Annotated in this window: 20 protein-coding genes; 12 read left to right on the top strand and 8 right to left on the bottom strand. The window is 65.3% G+C overall.

What is annotated here, in order from left to right:
• Positions 1-104: 104 nt before the first annotated feature.
• Positions 105-1,523, top strand: coding sequence for an undecaprenyl-phosphate glucose phosphotransferase (locus E2I15_RS13755; protein WP_246667885.1), 1,419 nt, complete (start codon positions 105-107; stop codon positions 1,521-1,523).
• Between the two features lie 28 nt (positions 1,524-1,551).
• On the opposite strand, the gene E2I15_RS13750 is transcribed toward E2I15_RS13755, so the two are convergent.
• The 5 genes from E2I15_RS13750 to E2I15_RS13730 form a co-directional block, all read right to left on the bottom strand.
• Positions 1,552-2,136, bottom strand: a complete 585-nt coding sequence (locus E2I15_RS13750) for a hypothetical protein (RefSeq protein ID WP_137476418.1) — start codon at positions 2,134-2,136, stop codon at positions 1,552-1,554.
• 16 nt (positions 2,137-2,152) lie between these two features.
• Complete coding sequence (locus E2I15_RS13745; RefSeq protein ID WP_137476417.1) at positions 2,153-2,929, bottom strand: metallophosphoesterase family protein; 777 nt, start codon at positions 2,927-2,929, stop codon at positions 2,153-2,155.
• Positions 2,930-2,936: 7 nt separating this feature from the next.
• Positions 2,937-4,220 (bottom strand): hypothetical protein, encoded by a 1,284-nt coding sequence (locus E2I15_RS13740; protein WP_137476416.1) that lies wholly within the window; start codon positions 4,218-4,220, stop codon positions 2,937-2,939.
• 109 nt (positions 4,221-4,329) lie between these two features.
• Positions 4,330-4,614, bottom strand: a complete 285-nt coding sequence (locus E2I15_RS13735) for a hypothetical protein (RefSeq protein ID WP_137476415.1) — start codon at positions 4,612-4,614, stop codon at positions 4,330-4,332.
• Positions 4,615-4,719: 105 nt separating this feature from the next.
• On the bottom strand, positions 4,720-5,028 hold the full coding sequence (locus E2I15_RS13730) for a hypothetical protein (RefSeq protein ID WP_137476414.1): 309 nt from the start codon (positions 5,026-5,028) through the stop codon (positions 4,720-4,722).
• Positions 5,029-5,325: 297 nt separating this feature from the next.
• On the opposite strand from E2I15_RS13730, the gene E2I15_RS13725 reads away from it, so the two are divergent.
• From E2I15_RS13725 to E2I15_RS13675, 11 genes are all read left to right on the top strand, one after another.
• Positions 5,326-6,438 carry a polysaccharide biosynthesis/export family protein gene (locus E2I15_RS13725; protein ID WP_137476413.1) on the top strand — a complete coding sequence of 371 codons (1,113 nt, stop codon included), beginning with the start codon at positions 5,326-5,328 and terminating at the stop codon, positions 6,436-6,438.
• Between the two features lie 31 nt (positions 6,439-6,469).
• A complete protein-coding gene (locus E2I15_RS13720) occupies positions 6,470-7,984 on the top strand; it encodes an O-antigen ligase family protein (protein ID WP_155262368.1) in 1,515 nt (504 codons plus the stop codon).
• Between the two features lie 58 nt (positions 7,985-8,042).
• Positions 8,043-8,705, top strand: a complete 663-nt coding sequence (locus E2I15_RS13715; RefSeq protein WP_246667884.1) for a hypothetical protein — start codon at positions 8,043-8,045, stop codon at positions 8,703-8,705.
• Positions 8,706-8,834: 129 nt separating this feature from the next.
• Positions 8,835-11,108 (top strand): polysaccharide biosynthesis tyrosine autokinase, encoded by a 2,274-nt coding sequence (locus E2I15_RS13710; RefSeq protein WP_170991378.1) that lies wholly within the window; start codon positions 8,835-8,837, stop codon positions 11,106-11,108.
• A gap of 13 nt (positions 11,109-11,121) precedes the next feature.
• Positions 11,122-11,934, top strand: coding sequence for a hypothetical protein (locus tag E2I15_RS13705; protein WP_137476412.1), 813 nt, complete (start codon positions 11,122-11,124; stop codon positions 11,932-11,934).
• A complete protein-coding gene (locus tag E2I15_RS13700) occupies positions 11,931-12,689 on the top strand; it encodes a class I SAM-dependent methyltransferase (RefSeq protein ID WP_137476411.1) in 759 nt (252 codons plus the stop codon). Before E2I15_RS13705 ends, E2I15_RS13700 begins: the two co-directional genes overlap by 4 nt.
• A 3-nt stretch (positions 12,690-12,692) precedes the next feature.
• Entirely contained in the window at positions 12,693-13,808 is a 1,116-nt protein-coding gene (locus E2I15_RS13695; RefSeq protein ID WP_137476410.1) for a glycosyltransferase family 4 protein, read from the top strand.
• Positions 13,805-15,097 (top strand): O-antigen ligase family protein, encoded by a 1,293-nt coding sequence (locus E2I15_RS13690; protein WP_137476409.1) that lies wholly within the window; start codon positions 13,805-13,807, stop codon positions 15,095-15,097. Before E2I15_RS13695 ends, E2I15_RS13690 begins: the two co-directional genes overlap by 4 nt.
• Positions 15,094-16,413 carry an MATE family efflux transporter gene (locus E2I15_RS13685; RefSeq protein WP_137476408.1) on the top strand — a complete coding sequence of 440 codons (1,320 nt, stop codon included), beginning with the start codon at positions 15,094-15,096 and terminating at the stop codon, positions 16,411-16,413. The genes E2I15_RS13690 and E2I15_RS13685 overlap by 4 nt, the downstream gene beginning before the upstream one ends.
• Complete coding sequence (locus tag E2I15_RS13680) at positions 16,410-17,036, top strand: class I SAM-dependent methyltransferase (RefSeq protein WP_137476407.1); 627 nt, start codon at positions 16,410-16,412, stop codon at positions 17,034-17,036. Before E2I15_RS13685 ends, E2I15_RS13680 begins: the two co-directional genes overlap by 4 nt.
• A gap of 85 nt (positions 17,037-17,121) precedes the next feature.
• Positions 17,122-17,793: a class I SAM-dependent methyltransferase gene (locus E2I15_RS13675; protein WP_137476406.1), complete on the top strand. Its 672-nt coding sequence runs from the start codon at positions 17,122-17,124 to the stop codon at positions 17,791-17,793.
• A gap of 21 nt (positions 17,794-17,814) precedes the next feature.
• Here the strand turns inward: E2I15_RS13675 and E2I15_RS13670 are convergent, their stop codons facing one another.
• The 3 genes from E2I15_RS13670 to E2I15_RS13660 all read right to left on the bottom strand — a co-directional run bounded on the left by E2I15_RS13670 (position 17,815) and on the right by E2I15_RS13660 (position 21,236).
• Positions 17,815-18,534 (bottom strand): class I SAM-dependent methyltransferase, encoded by a 720-nt coding sequence (locus E2I15_RS13670; protein ID WP_137476405.1) that lies wholly within the window; start codon positions 18,532-18,534, stop codon positions 17,815-17,817.
• Positions 18,535-18,542: 8 nt separating this feature from the next.
• On the bottom strand, positions 18,543-19,853 hold the full coding sequence (locus E2I15_RS13665) for a nucleotide sugar dehydrogenase (RefSeq protein WP_137476404.1): 1,311 nt from the start codon (positions 19,851-19,853) through the stop codon (positions 18,543-18,545).
• A gap of 78 nt (positions 19,854-19,931) precedes the next feature.
• The gene (locus E2I15_RS13660; RefSeq protein ID WP_137476403.1) at positions 19,932-21,236 is read right to left on the bottom strand and encodes a glycosyltransferase family 4 protein; all 1,305 of its coding nucleotides are present in this window, start codon (positions 21,234-21,236) and stop codon (positions 19,932-19,934) included.
• Positions 21,237-21,252: the final 16 nt, after the last annotated feature.

Here is a 21,252-nt window from a genome sequence, read left to right as displayed (position 1 = left end):
GGTATCCGCAGCAGGTCTTGCGAGCTCACGACTCGCCTGATAATACACATATGAATTGTTAACACGAATGTTAATTCCCGATGACCGACCTTTCGGACGCTCGATTGGCGAAGGTACCGGTTAACTTCGGCGCCTTCTCGTTCGCTTTCGCCTCCCTCGAGGCGTTTGCCGTCGCGTTCGAGATGATAATCGTCGTGCTGTCCAGCATCGTCGGCGGCGCGGCCTATCACCTCTTTTATTACCACACGGTTTATAGCAACAGCTTCGAGGGTTTTCTAGGGATCGGGGTCCTCGCCGCCATCCTTCACATGTTCGTGGCGAAGTCGCAGGGCCTCTACAATGCGCAGGTGCTGGCCGGTCTCGACAGGCGCTGGAGCAGCCTGCTCGGCGGATGGCTGCTGGTCGTTCTGCTGATGACCCTGATCATCTTCCTCTTGAAGGTGGGTTCCGGCGTCTCGCGCGGTTCGGTGATGTCATTCGGCCTGATCGGCGGCCTCGGGCTGGTCACCGGACGGATGCTGCTGCAGGCGCCGCTGCAACGCGCGATCGACCGCGGCATGTTGGCCACGCGCCGCGCGGTCGTGGTCGGGATGGCGGACGAATTGTCCCGGGTGCGGCAAGCGAGCCTGCTGCGCGATTTCGGCCTCAGTGAGGTGCGACGGGTCCAGCTCCCCGGATCGTCTGACGACGCCGGCGACCGGGCCGCCGTCGCGTCAGCCATTCGTGCAGCCCGCGAGAGCGGCGCCGACGAGATCATCCTGGCCATGCCCTGGCAGCAAGAGCCGCGCATCCAGTTCGTGTGCGATCAGCTGCGGGCATCGCCGCTGCCGGTGCGGCTGCTGCCGGACCGGACCGCGGAACGATTCCTGGCGCTGCGGATGGTGGCGACCGGCCCGATCCCGACGCTGGAAATGCAGCGCTCGCCGCTCACCTCGCTCGAGCGCGCCGGCAAGCGGCTGTTCGACATCGTGGCATCCAGCGGCCTCCTGGTGCTGTTCGCGCCGCTGCTGATCGGGACGGCGATTGCGATCAAGCTCGACTCCAGGGGGCCGGTCCTGTTCCGGCAGCGCCGCAACGGCTTCGACGGCAAGCAATTCACCATCCTCAAATTCCGCTCGATGCACGTGCTCGAGGATGGCGATGTCATCACGCAGGCCCGCCCGAACGATCCGCGGCTGACCGGGATCGGCGCGACGCTGCGCCGCCGCAGCATCGACGAGCTGCCGCAGCTGGTGAACGTATTGCGTGGCGACATGTCGCTGGTCGGGCCGCGGCCGCACGCACTGGCGCATGACGACAAATATTCGAAGCTGATCGCGAGCTATGCGCAGCGCCAGCACGTCAAGCCCGGCATCACCGGTCTCGCGCAGGTGCAGGGGCTGCGCGGCGCGACGCCGGCGATCGAGGACATGCAGCTGCGCGTGGCGCACGACCTCATCTACATCAAGAGCTGGAGCTTCGTGCTCGACCTGCGCATCCTGCTGCGCACGGTCGGCGCGGTGCTGCGTCACAAAGGCATCTGACGGCTGGGCATCTGGCGCCAGACGCGCCTTACTCAGGAATGCTCTGGTTGGCGTCCTTGAATTCCGCCTCGATGATGCGCCGGTTGGCGTCACCAGCCACGCGATAGGCCTGCCCGATCGCACCCTTCAGCTCCGGCGCGCGGGTGAGGATCAGGCGGATCTGCCGCTGCAGCAGATCGACCAATTCGACATCGCGAGTGGTGTCGACCTGCGCGAGCAGCATCAGGCGCGGCGCGATCAGGTCGCTGCGGTTGAAGCCCGTATAGTAGGACATCTTGAGCGCCTTCGACGCGGTGGGGTTCAGCCAGTCGAACCGTCCCGTTGCCGAGGCGAGGCCGAACCAGGCGCCGGCGTCCATCGGCGAGAGCCGAAGCGCACGCGTGAACGCGGCTTCGGCCGCCTCCGGCGACATCTGCAATTGGCTCCAGCCGTCGCGCAGCCACAGCTCGCCTCTGACCATGCCGACCTTTGCGGCGATCGCCGGTTTGCCGCGCAATGCATCGGCGGCAAGCCACCACGCCGACAAGGCCAGCGTCGCCGCGCCGATCGCAGCGGCGGCCGGCACGAAGGCCGGCGAGAGGCGCCTCGCATTCCGCCCGATCGCGTCAGCCATCGTGTTAGCCACCGTGTTAGCCATGGCGCGCGGCCCGGTTGCCGGTCATCAGCAGGGTTCGCCGTGCTCCCTCGAGCTTGACGCAGGTCAGGCGGCCGGTCGCATAGGCGCCGGTATCGACATTGATGCGGTTGCGCAGCAGCTCGGCCTCATGCACCGGGGTATGGCCGTGGACCACGACCTTGCCGAAATCATCTTCCGACATCAGGAAGTCGTCGCGGATCCAGAGCAGATCCTCCTTGCGCTGCTGGTTGAGCGCGATGCCGGGCCTGACGCCGGCATGGACGAAGAAGTAGCGTTTGTGCACATAACAGAGCGGCAGCGAGCGCAGGAAGGCGAGATGGGCCGGCGGCATCTGGCGGATCAATTGCCGGGCGAGCGCCCTCCGTTCGGAGGCGTCGGGATTGGGCGAGGGCGTCAGTCCGTAGGACATCAGCGTTTGCAAGCCGCCGAACTGCCGCCATTGCGCGAGCATGTCGGGATTGACGAGAAACTCCAGCAGGCAGGCCTCGTGATTGCCGAGCAGGCAGACCATGCTGCGGGTCCGTCGGCGTTGATCGAGCATGGCGATGACATCGCGCGAATCCGGTCCGCGATCGATATAGTCGCCGAGGAAGACCTGGATCGGTCGCGCCGGCCGGAACCGACGGATGTCGGCATCGATGCGGGCGCAGATCTCGTGCAGCAGATCGGCGTGACCGTGGATGTCGCCGACGGCGTAGATGCAGGTCTCGTCGCCCTCATGTTCGAGATCGCCGGTCTGGCCGACAAGACGCTGGAGGAAGCGGCGCATCTGGCGTCTAGCCCGCCTGCAACCGTGAACGGCTGATCCGCTGTGCCAGTCCTGTTCCGATCACGGCTCCCAACACGATCACTCCGGGCAGCGCCGGCAATTCCGGCAAGGTGAAGCCAGCCAGCAGCAGCGTCAGCAGGACGGCTGCGGCCGATGCAGGGTAGGACCAGTCGCGGCCCCGATTGCGCGCACCGGCCGTGAACGCTGCGATGCCGACGATGATAGCCGCGACTAAAGTCCAGAACATGGCGGAACCGAACTGGGCGATCAAGGCCGCCGCGCTGGTCGCAACCACCGGCCGCGTGGTGGCGCCCTGCCAGTCCATATAGGTCGACGCCAGCATTGCCGTGGTGCCGGCGCCGCTGCCGAGCGCGGGCAGGTCGGCGAGCAGATTGTGGGTCGATTGCACGAACTCGGACGGTGCATGAACAAAGGCGACCGCAAGCGGCACGTCGGGATGACGGTTGGCGATCGCCGTCGCCAGGGCGATCAGCGCGACCGCCGCCGCGGCGGCAGCGCTGCTCCAGCGATGCAAATGAAGTTTCCGCGCGGCGAAGGTCATCAGGACAAGGGCGATGCCCGCGGCGAGTGCGATCGCGGCGCCGCGCCCTCCGTACCAGCAGGCGCTGGCGGCGCCGAACAGCGCGCCGGCGGCGAGCAGCCGGCGCAGCCGTGTCAATTGGGCTGCGGAGCGGCCGTCAGCGTGTCCGCCGACGTCGAGCGCGCGCGCAACACTGAGCGGAACGCCAACGAGAACCACGACCAGGAATCCGCTTGCCGTCTCATCGCGCGCAGCGCCAGGCCAGACTTTGATCGGATCGCTTGATAGCAGCAGGATCAGGGCCGCGACGGCCACCGTTGCTGCAATGGTGCGGGCCACCGCATCGGCGCGGCGGGCGTCGATCGCGATCGCGGCGGCGGCGATCATGACTGACATGAGTGACAGCCAGATCAGCAGCGCGCCGAGGCTTGCGCCGGTGTCGATCGTGATGCTGCCGCTGAGCTGTGCTCCCAGTGTTTCGCCGGCGAACTTCCACACCGGATGCGCCAAGGCCGCCAGTGGCAGCATCTGCAGGATGATCCAGAGCATCGGCAGAAGCGCCGCCGCAACAGCGGGACCGGCGACCGACTTCAGGAACGACAGCTCACCTGGACGGATCGCCACGAGGCTTGCGAGCAGCCCGAGCGACGTCGCCGCGCCGACGAGACCCGTCGCGAGCGATGCGTCGATGAGACCCAGCGGAATCGACGCCCCGATCAAGATGCAGATGAAGGCCGTGACGTTCCACACGAGAGGGGCAGGTCCTGCGGAGGATGAGACGCAAGACAGCGGGATGCCCCGGGCTTGCCGCGAGGTCAACGGAAATCGGCCGCGCCAAAGGGGGCAGTAAGGTGTCCTGCTATTGCGAACGGCCCAGGGCGAGATGTGGTGTCGAGGTGCGAGACCAGAACGGCGGCGCGAAGGTGCTTGCCAGATAACCGACTTGCAGCGCTACGATCGCGACGATCATGAGCAGCGCGGTTTCCGACCACGACAGGCGCGCGACTCCGATGGCGGCCAGCAGCGCGAGCTCCGCAAGCGCCACCGGCCCCAGCACCAGACAGCGCTGGCGCAGCCCGAGAACGCTGCCGCCGATCAAATTGCCAAGGAAAACAAATAACATAACCAAACCCTGTGCTCGCATGATAGCGGGCCGGGCCTAAGCCGGGGTTAACCCGCACGCCGCAAACGGCCGGCGCGACGCCGGTCGACGCTCGAATGACCAGTGGCTTTGTTAATCGCTTAACATTCAGAACGGGCGCAGATCGCCGTAACTATAGGCCGCCCAATAATCGCGGCCGCCATATGGTCCATAGGCGCCGTAGAGCGGCGCGCAGGAGTAGCGATCGGGACAGCCGTGCCAGCAAAACCGCTTCCACTGGCAGACGTCGCCACGACAATATTGCAGCCGCTGACAGTCGCCGCCGACCCGTTGCAAGGCGCGCGGTGCGGCAGAAACGCTTAGTTCTGCAGCAAAAACGCCGGAGCCGCCGAGGGGGCCTAGCGGCGGCAAGGCGACCATTCCCAACGCGATCGCCAGTGACTTCATGCGGGCCATCGAACCCTCAATCGGTTAACTCAAACCATCTCATTCACAGATAACGGGAACATCGGACGAAATCAAAGCCGGAGTGACGGCGCGCGGGGCTTTGTCTCACAGCGGTGCGCCGGTGTCGCCGATTTGCCTCACCTCGCTAACATTATTTATCAATTGCATCGCAATATATCGCGAAACCCTGTGATTATGATAGTCGGCGTGTTACGGCACGGCCGGAGTATTTAAATGTCGCGTACGATTTTCATTCGGGTAATGTTATTACTTGCGGCCACCTGTTGGGTCAGCGGTTGCCATTACATGCCGACCAACGGTCCGACGAGCTCCGATGTCGTGGCCGGGCAGCGCGATCCCGAAAGCCTGCCCTATGCGATGGTCAAGATCACACCGCAGATCGAGAACGTGCTGGCGTCATTCGCGCCGCAACTTGCCGGCGGCATCCAGGGCCCGCCGCCGAAGGACATCCGTTTCGGCATCGGCGACGTCGTCAGCGTCACGATCTTCGAGGCCGCCGCCGGCGGTCTGTTCATTCCGGTCGAAGCCGGCGTGCGTCCCGGCAACTACATCACGCTCCCGAACCAGAACGTCGATACCGACGGCAACATCTCGGTGCCCTATGCCGGCGCGATCCGCGCCAAGAACCGCACGCCGACCGAAGTGCAGCGCTCGATCGTCGATGCGCTGAAGAACCGCGCGATCGAGCCGCAAGCGGTGGTCGCCCTGATCGAGCAGCGCACATCGCTGATCTCCGTGCTCGGCGAGGTCAATTCGCCGAACCGCTTCCCCGCCAACGCGGCGGGCGAACATGTGCTCGACGCCATCACGCGCGCCGGCGGCCCGAAAGGGCAGGGCTTTGACACATGGGTGATGCTTGAGCGTGACGGCAAGCGCACCACTGTGCCGTTCGGTCAGCTGGTCTACGAGCCCAAGAGCAACATCTACGCCCATCCCGGCGACACCATTTATGTCTACCGTGAGCCGCAGACCTTCGTCGCCTTCGGCGCTTCGGGCGCGCAGGGCCAGTTCAATTTCGAAGCCTGGCGCATCTCGCTCGCCGAAGCGGTCGCCAAGGCGGGCGGCCTGAATGACTCCTCGGCCGATCCGGCCTCGGTGTTCGTCTATCGTGGCGAACTGCCGGAAGTGGCCGCCAAGCTTGGCGTCGACGTCAGCAAATATTCAGGGCCGATCATCCCGGTCGTCTACAACATCAATTTCCGCGATCCGGCCGGCTATTTCCTGGCCACGCGTTTCCAGTTGCGCAACAAGGACGTGCTCTATGCGTCGAACGCGGCATCCGTCGAGGACGCCAAGGTGATGCAGCAGATCCGCCTCGTGACCGCAACGGTGAACGATCCGATCGTGGCCGCCTACAACGCAACCTTACTTCGTAATTCGATCAAGCTTGCGCCCTGATACTGGGGCGTGAGCCGGCACGGCCGGCTTCATGACACGTTCGCGACTAGCTTCCGGCTCGGGCGGGGCGACGGCATTGCCGTGGCCCGTGCGCTGGTCGTCGTGGCTGTTCTGCGCCGTCGTCGCGCTGGCGCCGCTGCCGCTCGGCTCGGTCGGCACTGTTGCGCCCGCGATCTGGTCGATCCTGCTCGGGATTGCGCTGCTCGGGGTGTTGCCGATGCGCCTGCGCGGCAGTCAGCTTGCGATCCTCGCCGTGACGGCGCTGTTGACGGCGCTTGCGATGCTGGTGCTGCACGAGCAGTCGGCGCTTCGGCCCTGGTCGGGTGTGGCGCCGAACGCGTTGTGGGCGCAGGCCGGCAAATTGCTGCCTGCCGAGCTGCCGCCGGCTGTGTCGATCGCGCGCGGTCAGCCGTTCTATTCGATCGGCGTCGGAATCGTTTGCCTGCTCAGCTTCGCCATCGGCGTCGTGCTCGGTGCCAACCGCAGACTGGCGCGCGGGTTGTTGCGGGCGGTGGCCGCGGCGGGCCTGGTCTATGCGATCTGCGGCGCCATCACTTTCGCGATCGATCCCACCCGGATCTACCTGCTGCACGAGAAGCAGGCGCACCTGGCGTGGCTGACATCTCCCTTCGTCAATCGCAACACTGCCGGCATCTATTACGGTTGCTGTGCGCTGATCTGGCTGTTGTTCGGCTGCGAGCTGATCGAGCGGCATTGGCCGTCGCGCCGTGCCGGCCTGTCACAGCTGCTCGCGCGCCTCGATATGCCGGCGCGGCGCCGGCTCGCCGGCCACGCGTTCGGCTGGCTCACCTGCCTGCTGGCGATGTTTCTGACCGGCTCGCGCGGCGGCGTTGGGATCTCGCTACTGGCTGCGGTCGCAGCCGCCGCGATCTTCTTTCGCAACCGGGTGCCGCGCCGTTACGGCATGATCGTGGCGCTCGGCGTCGGCGGCCTGATCGCGCTGACACTGCTGCAGCTTCTCGGCGGCGGCGTCGGCGCGCGCTTCAGCACGATGGGCCTGTCGGATGAGGGACGGTTCTCGACCTATCGTGCAACGTTGCGGATGATCTGGGATCACCCGTGGCTCGGCGATGGTTTCGGGACCTTCGAATGGGTCTATCCGGCCTATCGCACCGACGACATCTCGCTGCGCGGGACCTGGAACCGGGCGCATAACAGCTGGCTCGAACTGGCGTCCGACGGCGGAATGTTAATGGCCGGGGCCGCCATGATCGCGCTGCTCGCAGCGTTCGGCGTGCTCGCGCATGGCGTGCGGACCCGCCGCCGCGACGTGATCGTGCCGCTCGCGGCGCTCTGCGCGTCGGCCTCCGGCGCGCTCCATTCGATGATCGATTTCTCGCTCCAGATCACCGGCTATGCCGTTGTAATCGCGGCCTTGCTCGGGGCAGGCCTGTCGCAATCCTTCCGCTCCGGCAGGGGCGGCGGCGGTGGCGGCTCCAACCGTGACGCCGGTGTTACGGTCGTGCGGCCGGTTAACGTTGATTTGGCGCGCCGAAGCGGGGGCGCGGCCGGCGAGGCTATTTAATTGGCGCGATAACTCTGACTATGCTAACGAACTGTTAGTATTCGTTAGGGAGATAGCTGTGTTCACATTCGAGCGATCCGGCGATTTTTCCGCTCCGCGCCTCGCGATGCTGGTGATGTTGGCGCTCGCGGCGGCTGATGGCGCGGCGATGGCGGAGACACCTGGCGGGCTGATCCAGCTGTCCCAGGCGGTCACCAATTTCAAGGCCAATCCGGAGCAGCTGCTGACCCAATATCCGAATGCGGGCGTGGAGTTGACCTCGCGGGCGCGCGATTTCGCCCTCAACGATCCGACGTCGCTCGATCCGCTGATTGCGCTGCTCGCCAAGGCAAGCAAGGATCAGAAGACGGCGATCGCCGCCGGTCTCGCCCAGGCCGCGCGCATCGTGGTGCGCAGCAACCAGCCCTATGCGACGCGCATCCAGCAGGCGATTGCCGACACCAAGGATCTCGACATCGTGATGGCGTTTGCCGCAGCGTCAGGTGACAGCGGCACCGCCGCGACAGGCGCTGGCGGCGCGGGCAGCGCCGGTGCATCCGGCGGCCAGACCAGTGCGCTCGGCGCCAGCGGCGCCGGAGGCAGCACGCTCGAGGCCATCGACGGCAACAGCGTGAACACCGGCATCTTCAGCTTCACCTCGTCGGTCAGCAGTTCGGGCAGCACGACGACCGGTACGGCCACGGGTACCGGCACCACCCTCATTTCAACAGTAACTCCCTGAGCAGGCTTCCGATCGCCAATGGAGAACTCTCTGCAGCAACGCGCTTCGGTGTCGGCGGCGGGACGCTTCGCAGGATCATTGGAGGGCGCGAGGGCAGGATCCATCCTGTCGGCGCGGCGATAGGACGAAATGCTTCAGCGCAACCAGATTTCGCCGTCTGTCGATCTGAGAAATCGTCCGGCCGAATTGCCGTCGCTGGCGGAAACCTTCGACGCCTTCGTCAGCTATCTGCTCCGGCAATACGGGGTCATCCTCGGGACCGCCGGGCTCTGCCTGTTCGGGGGCATCTGCTATCTGATGACGGCGGCGCCGAGCTATACGGCGCTTGCCACGATGATCATCGACACGCGCAAATTCCAGGCCTTCCAGCAGCAATCGCCGGTGAGCGAGGCCCCGGTCGATTCCGCCGCGGTCGAGAGCCAGGTCGAGATCCTGAAATCGGAGAACGTGGCGCTCGCGGTGATCCGCGACCTCAAGCTCAACGAGGATCCGGAATTCGTCGGCTCGAGGGCCGGCGCGGTAGGAGCCGTGCTCGATTTCGTGTCCGGCCTGCTCGCCGGCGGCGCGCCGCCCACCGAGTTCGACCGGACCCGGCGCGCGGTCCGCACGTTCCAGAAGCAGCTCGACGTCCGCCGCCGCGGCATGACCTATGTGATCGAGGTCAGCTTCCGTTCGCTCGATCCGGAGCGCGCGGCGCAGATCGCCAACGCCGTCGCCGACGCCTACATCGTAGACCAGCTCGATTCCAAGTATCAGGCGACGCGCCGTGCCAGCGTCTGGCTGCAGGACCGCATCCAGGAACTGCGCACGCAGGCATCCAATGCCGAGCGCGCAGTGCTCGACTACAAGAAGACCAACAACATCGTCACCTCCAGCGGCAAGCTGCTCAACGAGCAGCAGCTCGGCGAGCTCAACACCCAGCTGCTCCACGTGAAGTCGCAGGTCACCGACGCCAAGGCCAAGCTCGACCGCATCGAGGCGGTGGTGAAAGGGGGCGTCCCCGATGCGACCGTGGCCGATACCCTGAACAACCAGGTTATCACCAAGCTGCGCTCGCAATATCTCGAGCTGGCCAACCGCGAGGCTGACTGGTCGTCGCGCTACGGCTACAATCATTTGGCCGCCGTCAACCTGCGCAACCAGATGCGCGAGATCCAGTCGTCGATCGTGGACGAGCTGAAGCGGCTCGCCGAAAGCTACAAGAGCGACTACGCGATCGCCCTGCAGCGCCAGAACGAGATCGAGCGCGCCGTCAACGACTCGGTGTCGCAGTCGCAGTCGACCAACCAGGCGCAGGTCACGCTGCGCGAGCTCGAGAGCTCGGCGCAGACCTATCGCTCGCTCTACGACAATTTCCTGCAGCGCTACATGGAAAACGTGCAGCAGCAGTCGTTCCCGGTCAGCGAGGCGCGGGTGATCACCCGCGCCTCGCGTCCGCTCGGCAAGAGCCATCCGCAGACCCTGGTCGTGCTCGCGCTCTCGGCGCTCGGCGGCCTGATCGCCGGGCTCGGGCTCGGCGTGCTGCGCGACCTCTATGACCGGGTGTTCCGCACCGCTGAAATGGTCGAGACGATCCTCGAGGCCGACTGCGTCGCCATCGTTCCCCGCGTCTCGCCGGGCCAGATCAAGGCGCCGGTCGCCAGTCGTCCCAATCTGCCGATCGGTCCGCGCACGATCCGGCGCGGCGACGAGCCGGTGCTGTGGGCGGCGATCGATTCGCCGTTCTCGCGGTTCTCGGAAGCGATCCGCTCGATCAAGGTCAATGCCGACCTCAACGTCACCAAGCCGTCAAAGATCCTCGGCCTGACCTCGGCGCTGCCCAACGAGGGCAAGTCGACGCTGGCCTTCGTGTTTGCGCAACTGGTTGCCCAGAGCGGGGCCCGCGTGCTCCTGATCGATTGCGACCTGCGCAATCCGTCGCTCAGCCGCAAGGTCGCCGCGACTGCCGAGCGCGGCATCCTCGACGTGCTGTCGAACAATGCGACATTGCAGGACACGCTATGGCGCGATCCCGAGACCGGCCTCGCCTTCCTGCCTGGCGCCACGCGATCGCGCATCGCGCATTCGCACGACGTGCTGGCCTCCGACCAGATGAGGGATTTCATCGATGGGGCCCGCAGTCATTATGATTACGTGATCGTCGATTTCCCGCCGCTCACGCCGGTGGTCGATGTCCGTATCACCGCACACTTCGTCGATTCCTTCGTCTTCATCGTGGAATGGGGCAAGACCCAGGTGCAGGTGGTCGAGCGTGCTCTGCGCAGCGCGCGAGCGGTCAACGAGAACCTGCTCGGCGTCGTGCTCAACAAGGCCGATATTGCCGCGATGAGCCGCTACAGCGGCTATGGCGGCAAGAACTACTATTACAACTCGCACTATGGGCGATATGGCTACACCGAGTGAGACGTACGGTGGGATGCCCGGGCGCGCAGCCGCCTGGCTTGCGCGCGGCTTGCTGGCCGCGGTCGCGTGCTCGTCCGTCGCCTGGGGCACCACCACCTTGCCGGACTTTGTCGATCAGACCCGGCTCGACGGCGCAAAGGACCTGATCCTTCGCAACGTACCGGTCAGCGACGCCGAACTCGATGACCTCGGTCCGCTGCTGTCGCGCGCCGTGGCGGAAAAGAATTGCATGCCGGCCATCGATCGCAGCGCGGCGGTGATCCAATTGCGGCGCGCCGAGAACGCGCTCGCATCCGGCGAGCAGGTCGACGCCCGGATGGGCGAGCTTGACGAAGCTGTCCGCAAATCGCTCGGCTGCGCGCCGGCCGATCCCTATCTCTGGCTCGTGCTGTTCTGGCTTCGCAATACGAGGCAAGGTTTGAGCGACGCCAATTTCGACCTGCTGCGGATGTCGTACCGGCTCGGACCGAACGAGGGCTGGATCGTGGTCAAGCGCAGCGCGATGGCGCTTACAATGTTCGACGCGCTGCCGCCCGACCTTTCGGCCGACGTGGTTGCCGAGTTCGCGCGTCTCGTGAAGACCGAACTGTACACCGAGGCAATCGATCTCCTGAAGGGACCGGGCTGGGTGCACCGTGACAGGTTGCTGGCCGGCCTCGCAGCTGTCCCGCTAGGGAACGTCGACATCCTGACCCGCACCATGGCCGACATTGGATACGATCTCGACCGCCGCTCGCCGGCGGAACGGCGCAATCTGCAGCGCAAATCGGACGACCGCCTCGACGAGCTTGCCCGAATGCCGCCGGAGGCGAGGGCTAGGCCATGACGATGGAATTTTGCGTCGGACAGCACAACGCGCATTATGAGGGTGTCTATTCGGCGCGGGAGCGCGACTGGCGCCGCGTCTGCGCGGTCGACAAGGCCGATCATATCGCCGGCTTGCTCGGCGCAGCCGCCGCGAGGGTCGGCAATGTGCTCGAGGTCGGCTGCGGCACCGGCGCCGTGCTGGCGCGGCTGTCGGCGATCGGCATCGGCCGCGACTTCACCGGCATCGACGTGATCGATCCCGCGACCAATCTTGAGATCGACGGCGCAGCTTCAGCCCCATTCCGCTGGTCCAGCTATGACGGTACGACGATCCCGTTCGCCGACGGATCGTTCGACCTCGTCTATGCCAGCCACGTCCTGGAGCACGTGCCCGAACCGCGCACATTCCTGCACGAGCTCGCCCGGGTCGCACGGACCTTCGTCTATGTCGAGGTGCCGTGCGAGCTGCATGCACGGACCAATCGCCGGGCGCTGCAATCGACGCTCGACATCGGCCATATCAATTTCTACACGCCCGACACGTTCCGCCTGGTGCTGGAGACTGCGGGGCTCCATGTCGCGGGCTTCGGCACCTATGACCACAGCCTGCCGGTTCACGCGTTCCATTCCTCGCGGGTGAGGGGGCTCGCCAAAAGTATCGTGCGGAAGTCGCTATTGTCGGTCGGTCCGGCGTTCGCGACCCGGCTTGCGACCTATCATTGCGGGGCGCTCTGCCGGCGCGACGAGGCGCGGGCGCTGCCGCGAGACAGATAAGCCATGGCGCCGCGCGTGGTCGTCTTCAACAACATGATCACACCCTACACCAACCGTCTCTACAACGAGCTGGCCAGCCGTGGGCTGGAGCTCGCCGTGCTGTCCTGTACGCCGCAGGAGGCCGATCGCTCCTGGGCCGGCTCGTTCACGCCGCGCTACGTCACGCGCACGGTGCCGGGTGTATCGATCCCGCTGTCGCGGTCGCGTCACACCCATGTCAATATCGGGATCGGTCGCGCCCTGAATGCGCTCGCGCCCGACCTGCTGTTCGTCAACGGCCTGTATCCCTCGATGCTGGCCGGCGCCGCATGGGCGCGCGCCAACGGCAAGGCGCTCGCGCTGACGATCGACGGCTGGCGCGAGACGATGCCGAACACCGCCTATCACCGTCTGGCGCGGCCCTGGCTGCTACGCCAGTGCGACGCAGTGGTGTGTTGCAGCGACAAGGGCAGGGCGTATTTCCGCGGTGAAGGCGTTCGTACCGACGATCTGTTCGTGGTGCCGCTGGTGCCGGCATGGGATCCGCCGGCGGTTGTGCCGGCATTTCACGACCGTCCATTTCATCTGCTCTGGTGCGCCCGCCTCAATGACGACGCCAAGAACGCGATCTTCTTCGAGAACGTCGCGATCGCGCTTGGCCGAATCGTGCCCGGGCTGAAGGTGCGTGTGGTCGGGTCGGGCGCCGCAGAACAGCGCATGCTGGCGCGGCTCGGCGGTGCCGGCATCGATGTTAGCCACGACCGCTACCTGCCGTGGCAAGCGATATCGGACGTCTTTCTGCAGTCGCGGCTGCTGCTGCTGCCCTCGTTGCTGGAACCATGGGGCCTGGTGTGCAACGAGGCCCTGCAGTGCGGGGTTCCCTGCCTGGTGTCGCCCCATGTCGGGGCAGGCGGCGAGTTGGTGCGTGACCAGGACAATGGTCATGTTTGCGCGCTCGATGAACAGGTTTGGGTCGACGCAGCGCGCGGCTTGCTCGAACATCCCGCGCGCTGGGAGGCGATGTCGCGGCACGCCCGGCAGAGCGTGCGACGCGATGCGCTTGCCGACGCCGCGGCGCGTTTCACCGCCGCGGTCGATCACCTCTTGAGGGCGCCGGTCCGGCAGGAGGCCGTGCAATGATCGGCAGATGGTGGCTGCGAGCCGATGTCTTTCTGCACGCCTATCTGGTGATGGTGCTCGGCTGCATCTATTTCCTGTTCAATTTCATCGAGGGCATCTCGTTCGCGGAAAGGGCCGGGGAATCCACGCTGTTCCGCGGCGCATGGCTGCTGCTCTACATCCTCTTGATGCTGCACATTGCGATCGATCGGAATCGCTTCGGCCTGCTGATGCTGCAGTCGCATCTCTATCTGACGTTCATCGCCTTCGCCCTGGTATCGCTGGCGCTGAGCGCCGACCCCGCCGGCTCGTCGATCAAGTTCGCGATGTATCTGTTGACCACGATGTTCTCGGCGTGGGTCGTGATCAGCTGCCCGGTCGATCGTCTCGTCGATACGCTGTTCCGGATCGGGATCGTGGTGCTGATCGTTCACGTCCTGCTGTTTCCGGTGATCGGCTCGCAATGGGATTACGACCCGCTGCACCGGCCGACGGTGCTCGGAACCCAGGCCTATGCCGGCGTGTTCGGCCACAAGAACCTCGCGGGCGCCTTCTTCGGCCTCATGGTGCTGATCTGCTTCGTGCGCATGCTGGCGGGGCCGCGGCGACAATTCGGCTGGACGCTGCTGCTGATGGGATGTCATTTTTTCGCGCTCGCCGCGGCCGGCGCCGCAGGACCGCTGATCAGCATGTTGACGGCGCTTGCCGTGACCTTCGGGCTGCTGCTGGTGGTGCTCGGGCACAGGGGCGCTGCCTCGATCTACTGGCTCGGCCTCGCCTTTGTTGCACTCGTCGTGTTCGCTGTGCCGAGCGACGAGTTGTACGGGCTGGTCGGCCGCAGCGGAAACCTGACCGGCCGCTCGTTCCTTTGGTCGGTCTGGCCGCACTTCTTCTGGCAGCACCCCTGGCTCGGCTACGGGTTTTCGGGATTCTTCAACGAACTGCCGAACTCGCCCGTGAACGAACTGACGAGCATGGCGCCGTGGAACACCGAGTTCGGTTCGTTCGAGAATTCCTATCTCGACGCCTTTCTCCAGTTCGGCCTGCTCGGCGGTGCGCTCTATATGCTGCTGCTGGCGCTCGCATTGTGGAACACCATCGTCTTCGCGTTCGAGCGGAGAGGGATGTACTGTATGGCGCCGTTCGCGATGCTGCTGTTCGTCGTGATCGCGTCGGCCAATGACTCCAGCCAGCTGCTGCACAATTATTTCGGCTGCGTGCTGGTGTTCTGGTGCTATTTCGGCCCGGAGGCCAGGCTGCAAATGGCGCCGCGGCGGATGTTCAACAGACTACGGGTGAGTGAGGCGTGAGCGCGTTGACCGACAGGCTGGACCGGGCGGCGGCCCAGACCCGGGTCGCCTGTGCCATGAGCGGATTGCTTCGCCGGCTGCGGCGTGCCGGGGGCAATGTCGCGCTTGGCCTGATCGATCAGGCGCTGCTGAGCGGGTCCGCCTTCGTGCTGACGATCGTGCTCGCCAATGTGCTCGACATCAATTCATTCGGCGGGTTCAGCGTCGCCTGGTCATTCTCGATCCTGATCGAGGCGGTGTTTCTGCGCGGCCTGTTCGACGACGGGTTGCCGGCGACCGCGCACCGCATCCCGAAATCGCTATGGCCGCAGCTGCGGCTCGGCCTCTATTTGTCGTCACTGCTCGCCTCGGGTGCACTCGGCCTTCTGCTGGTAAGTGGGGGCCTTGTAATCGTCGCCGTCGGCGGGGACGCCGGTGGGCTCGTGATCGCAACCGGGCTTGCGATCCCGGCGGTTCGCCTGCAGAGCATGTTCCGCCGGATTTGCTATCTCGACGGCAGACTGCCGCGCGCGCTGGCGTCCTCGCTGAGCTATTGCGTGGCGCTGGTCGTCTCGGCCGGGCTGATGATCGCGCTCAAACTCGCCGGCGCCGCGGCGGCGATGGCGTGTATCGCGATCTCGGCCGCGCTCGCCGGCAGCCTGCTGCTGGCCCACACCAGCGAACTGGCCCGGCCGCAAGCCAGAATCTTCCGCGGCTCGCTGCAGCGGCTGTTTCGGAACGGTCGCTGGTTCGTCGCGACCTCGCTCACCTACTGGATCGGCAGCATCGGGCTGATCCCGGTCTGCGGCTTCCTGATCGGGCTGGACGCGAGCGCGTCGCTGCGGATCCTGCTCTTGGTGTTCGCTCCGCTCAGCCAGTTCTGCGCGACGATGTTCTCGGTTCGCCTGCCGGAAATCGCGGCCGAACTGCGCGCCGGCCGGCGCAGCGCGGTCGTCGCTGCCGCGCGCGAAAATGCCCTGCTGCTCGGTTCGATCGCGGCCGCCTATGGCACGGTGGTCGTGCTGCTCGGCCAGCGCATTCTCGCGCTTGTCATCCACGGACAGAGTTACGAGATCGGCACCGGCAGCCTCGCCTTGATGGGCGCTGCGATGGCGCTCGACGCGGTGTGGCTCGGCCTCGCGCTGCCGCTGTTCGCGACCGGCAAGCCGCAGCGATTCATGCTGAGCCGGATCGCCGGTCTCGTCGCGCTGTGCTGCGTCCTGCCGTTCGCGGCTGAGGCCTGGCAGGTGATGGGCGCGGTTGCGGCGATGGTGGCCTCCAGCACGGCGTCGGTGATCACGGTTGTGCTGACAAATTCGGCGCGGGAGCGGACATGATCGACGACGCGCGCGGTGGATCGCTCGAAAAGCTGCATATCGGCGCCTTCAATTGCGGCATCGACGGCTGGATCAATACCGACATCACGATGCACCTGTGGATCGCGCGGATGCCGTTCGCGGCGAAAGCGCTGCATCTCGCCGGCGTGCTGAGCGATGCCCGTTATGCCGAGCATCGTCAGGGCAAGTTCGCCGGGCTCCGCCATATGAACCTGACCAAGCCGCTGCCGTTCGCGGATCGTAGCCTTTCGGCGGTATTCAGCGCGCATGTCTTCGAGCACCTGTTTCCCGACGAGGTCGAGCGGCTGGCGCGCGAGATCGCGCGGGTGCTGGCGCCGGGCGGGGTGTGCCGGATCGTCGTCCCCGACATGGAGCGGATCGTCGCGCTCTACGATCCGGCGGCGCCGCAGGCTTTCCTCAAGGGCATGTTCGAGATCGATCGCCGCAAGGAGGCCGCCTTCGCGCATCATTGGGGCTTTACCCGCGCCTCGCTCGCCGCGCTGTTCCGCGACGCCGGCTGTTCGGAAACCCACACGCGTGCCTATCGCGAGGGCGCCTGTCCCGACATCGACCGGCTCGACAACCGGCCGGACGAGTCGATCTTCTTCGAGGCCATCAAGTGAGCGCGATGGGCAAATCGGCGGACCGTTGCGTGAAGGATCGCGCAGGCCGGGCTAGATCGAACCGACCGGTAGCAGGAGACTGACCTTGCTGGGTGCGATTCAAGCCCGATTTTCCAATGCAGCGCGCCGGCGGCGCGGCGAATTCCTTGTCCGCACCGTGAACCTGCCGCTCGATGCGAAAATCCTCGATCTCGGCGGCGGCACCGGCCGGCACATTCGCGCGATCCTGCCGCGCCATACCGACATCACGGTTTGCGACATATCGGCCGACGATTTGAATGCCGCGCGCGAGCGCTTCGGCTTCAAGACGCTGCTGCTGCGAGAGACCGAGCGCCTGCCGTTCGACGATCAGGCGTTCGACTTCTGCTTCTGCTCGTCGGTGATCGAACATGTCACCGGGCCGAAGCAGCATGTCGTCACGATCGAGGACGGAGCGGTGTTTCAGAGCATCGCGCGCGAGCACCAGAACCGCTTTGCGGGCGAGATCTCGCGGGTCGCGAAGTCCTTCTACGTGCAGACGCCGTACCGGTATTTTCCGATCGAAAGCCATACCTGGCTGCCGGGCATCATCGTCCTGCTGCCGAGGCGGCTGCAGATCGGGCTGATCAGTATATTCAATCGCTTCTGGTTCAAGCGCACCGCGCCCGACTGGCATCTGTTCGACTGGCGCGAGATGACGGAAACCTTTCCCGACGCGAAGATCTATCGCGAACGCTTTCTCGGCATGACCAAATCGCTGATGGCGATCAAGGCCTGATGCGGCCATCCGCCTGCCACGTCAACCGTCGCGCCGGGCCAGGATGTTGATCAGCGTGCCCACTGCGGGCTGCCGATCCAGCGCCGGCGGGAGCGGGGAGCCGGCAAAGCTGCTCCCCAGCATCATGAGGCCGTGTTGTCGCAGCAGATTTTGCATGGCCGTCGGCGAGGTGTCGAATTTGGAGAACGCGAGATAGCGAAACAGTGGCCGCGCCGACACGCGTGAGGAGGCCGCATGCGCGAGCTTGTAGCCCCGGCGCAGCAGTGATCCGCGGTTGGGGATGGAGAGCAACAAAAGCCCGCGGGGCCTGAGCAAGCGATGAATCTCGGCCAGGCACTGCGCCACGTCGGGAACATATTCCAGCACGCTCGCGCACAGCGCGCCGTCGAAGGATCGATCGGGAAACGGCAGGCTAGCGATGGTCGGAATCTGCTGGAAGGTGAGTCGTCCGGCCAGCGTACCCTCGACGCAGTGGCCGCGAGCCGCCGCAATCATCTCCGATGAGGCGTCGACGCCGGTGACGTCGCAGCCGCGTGCGACGAGCAGGCGGGACAGCGTTCCGGTGCCGCAACCGGCGTCGAGCCAGCGCTGCCCATTGAGGTTCGCATTGCCGAGCAGGCCGAACATCGCAGCGGTGCGCGCCTTGAAGGTGCGGCTCTGATGCAGCGTCTCCCATCCCGACGAAATCTCGTCGTGAAAGCGGATCTCGGGTCGCTCGCGGGTCTGGCCCATGGTGGCCATGATATTCCCTACCAGTGAAAGCCGCTCACTTTGGCGCGCACCTGCTCGGGCAACCCGATCTCCGACAGTTCGAGCACGACCTGGTCGGGACGGGTCGCCGTCAGCGCCGCAATGAAGCGCGGATCGGGCGTCGTCAGCACGATAATGTCGGCCCACTCGATGGTCGCGGTCACATCGTCGTTCAACAGGCCGACCAGCTCCGGATTGCGCATCAGGAATTCCCGGTTGGCGCCGATCAGTTGCGACAGCTGCACATTGGGGTCGTAGATCCGGATGTCGCGCCGCTCGCCGCGCAGGCTCTTCACCAGCCTCACGAAGGGACTGTCGCGGACATCGTCGGTGCCGGCCTTGAAGCTGATGCCGAGGAACGCGATGCGGCGGCCCTCATGCGACAGGATCCAGTCGGCGCCGCGCGACATGATCATGTCATTGCTCGGCAGGATGCTTTCGAGCACCGGCGTCGACAGTCCGCGGCTGTGTGCCAGGTGTTTCAGCGCCTTGACGTCCTTGGGCAGGCAGGAGCCGCCGAAGGCAAAGCCCGGCCGCAGATAGGCCGGCGAGATGTTGAGCCGCGTGTCCTGCATGAAGATGTTCATGACGTCGCGCCCGTCGATGCCGAGCGTCTTCGCGATCGTGCCGATCTCGTTGGCAAAGCTGACCTTGAGCGCATGCCAGCTGTTGTCGACATATTTCACCAGTTCCGCGGTCTCGACCGGCGGCGTGATCTTGGCGCCGGGCAGATCCTTGTAAAGCGCCATGACGCGGTCGGCGGTTTCCTGGTTGAAGGCGCCGACCACGGTCTTGGACGGCGCGTTGAAATCCGCAATCGCGCTGCCCTCGCGCAGGAACTCCGGATTGAAGGCGAGGTCGAAATCGCGTCCGATCCTGTTGCCGGAGGCTTCCTCGATCAGCGGTCCGACGGTGCCGCGGGTGGTGCCGGGCAGCACGGTGGAGCGGATCGTCACGGTGTGCGGCGCGTTCTTGGCGCGGAGTCCGCGGCCGATCTCGATCGCGACCTGTCGGATCGCGGTCAGGTCGAGATTGCCGTTTCCGGACGAGGGCGTGCCGACGCAGACCATCGATATGTCGCTGTTGACGATCGCTTCGGTGGCGTCGGTGGTCGCGGTCAGCTGACCGGTTGCCATCGCGCGCGCCACCTTGTCCGAAATGCCCGGCTCGACGACCGGCGATCTGCCTTCGCGGATCAGGTCGACCTTCGCAACGCTCTTGTCGACGCCGATGATCTGATGGCCGAGCTCAGTGAAGCAGGCGGCGCAGACCGTTCCGACATAGCCGAGGCCGAAAATGCTGACGTTCATGCTTCGACCTTCAACAATCCGGGACGTGCGCGTGGCCGCAGCCGCGTCGCGTTTGACGTGAGTGAGGCGGCTGCGCGTTCAAGACGATGCCCGCCCGGCGGCTGCGTTCGCGCTGGAAGGTTGCGAGGTCGGCCGCTCGGCGGGTGCATGCGCGCGCGGTATACGGCTTTGCGCGGGGACCTTCCCGCCGAACAACGACTCATAAGCCGCGAGCAGCTTCGGCTCCTCATGTGTCCACGACAGCGCGCGCTCGACGCGGTTGCGGCCAAATGCCCCCATCGTCCGCCGCAGTGACGGATCGTCGATCAACGCGATGATCTTGCTGGCGAAATCCCTCGGGTCGTTCTTCGCGGCATAGAGCGAGGCGTCGAGCGCCGAGCGGCGGCCTTCGCGCACGTCGAACTGAACGATCGGCCGTCCGAGCGCCATGTACTCCATGATCTTGTTCATGGTGGAGATGTCGTTCATCGGCGTGACGCGGTCCGGATTGACGCAGACGTCGGCGGTCGAGAGCATCGTGAACAGCGCGTCGTCCGCGATGGCGCCGGTGAAGTTCACGTAGTCGGAGAGCTGCATCTCCTCGCAGAGCTTGACCACCGCATTCCACTCCGGCCCGGTGCCGGCGATGTTGAACTGGATGTCGGTGCGGCCGAGATCGTGCACGATGTGGCCGATCGACTGCAGCAGCAGATCGATGCCTTCCGACTGGCCGATCACGCCGACATAGCCGACGCTGTGGCGCCGGCTACGGCGCCAGGCCGGATCGGCTGGCCGCGTGCGCACCCGGTCGAGATTGGGGCCGGATCGCACCACGAAGACGCGATTGGCGGGCATGCCGCCGCGCGCGATCGCGATCTCGCGATAGGATTCGTTGGTCGCGATCGAGATGCTCGCCGTCTTGAAGGTGAGAAATTCGACCAGCCGCAGCAGCTGCCAGAACATGTCCCTGCGGCCGAATTTGGCTTCGTAGAGCTCGGGATTGACGTCGTGATGATCGAACACGAAGCGCTTGCCGCCGAGCTTGAACAACAGGCCGATCAGGAAGATCAGGTCGGGCGGATTGCAGCCCTGGATCACGTCGAAGCCGTGCTTCCACGCCACCTTGATCGCCAGCAGCGTTTCCCAGAACAGTGCGACCGGATATTCGATCAGGTAGGCGGCGATCCCGCGCGCTTCCACCGGCATCGGATGACGGTAAATGTGAATGCCCTCGAGGCATTCGTAGGATTCGTCATGGCCGCGACCCTTCGGGCAGATCACCGAAACTTCATAGCCCGCCTTGCGCAGCGACGTTGCTTCGCACCACACCCTGCGATCGAAAGGAACCGGAAGGTTCTCGACGATGATCAGGATCCGCCGCGGTGATGGTTCAGCTCTCGACATCTGAGATGATCTATAC

The organism is Bradyrhizobium sp. BR2003 (assembly GCF_009720285.1).
GTDB lineage: Bacteria > Pseudomonadota > Alphaproteobacteria > Rhizobiales > Xanthobacteraceae > Bradyrhizobium > Bradyrhizobium elkanii.
This window is presented reverse-complemented; position numbering and strand designations above follow the sequence as displayed.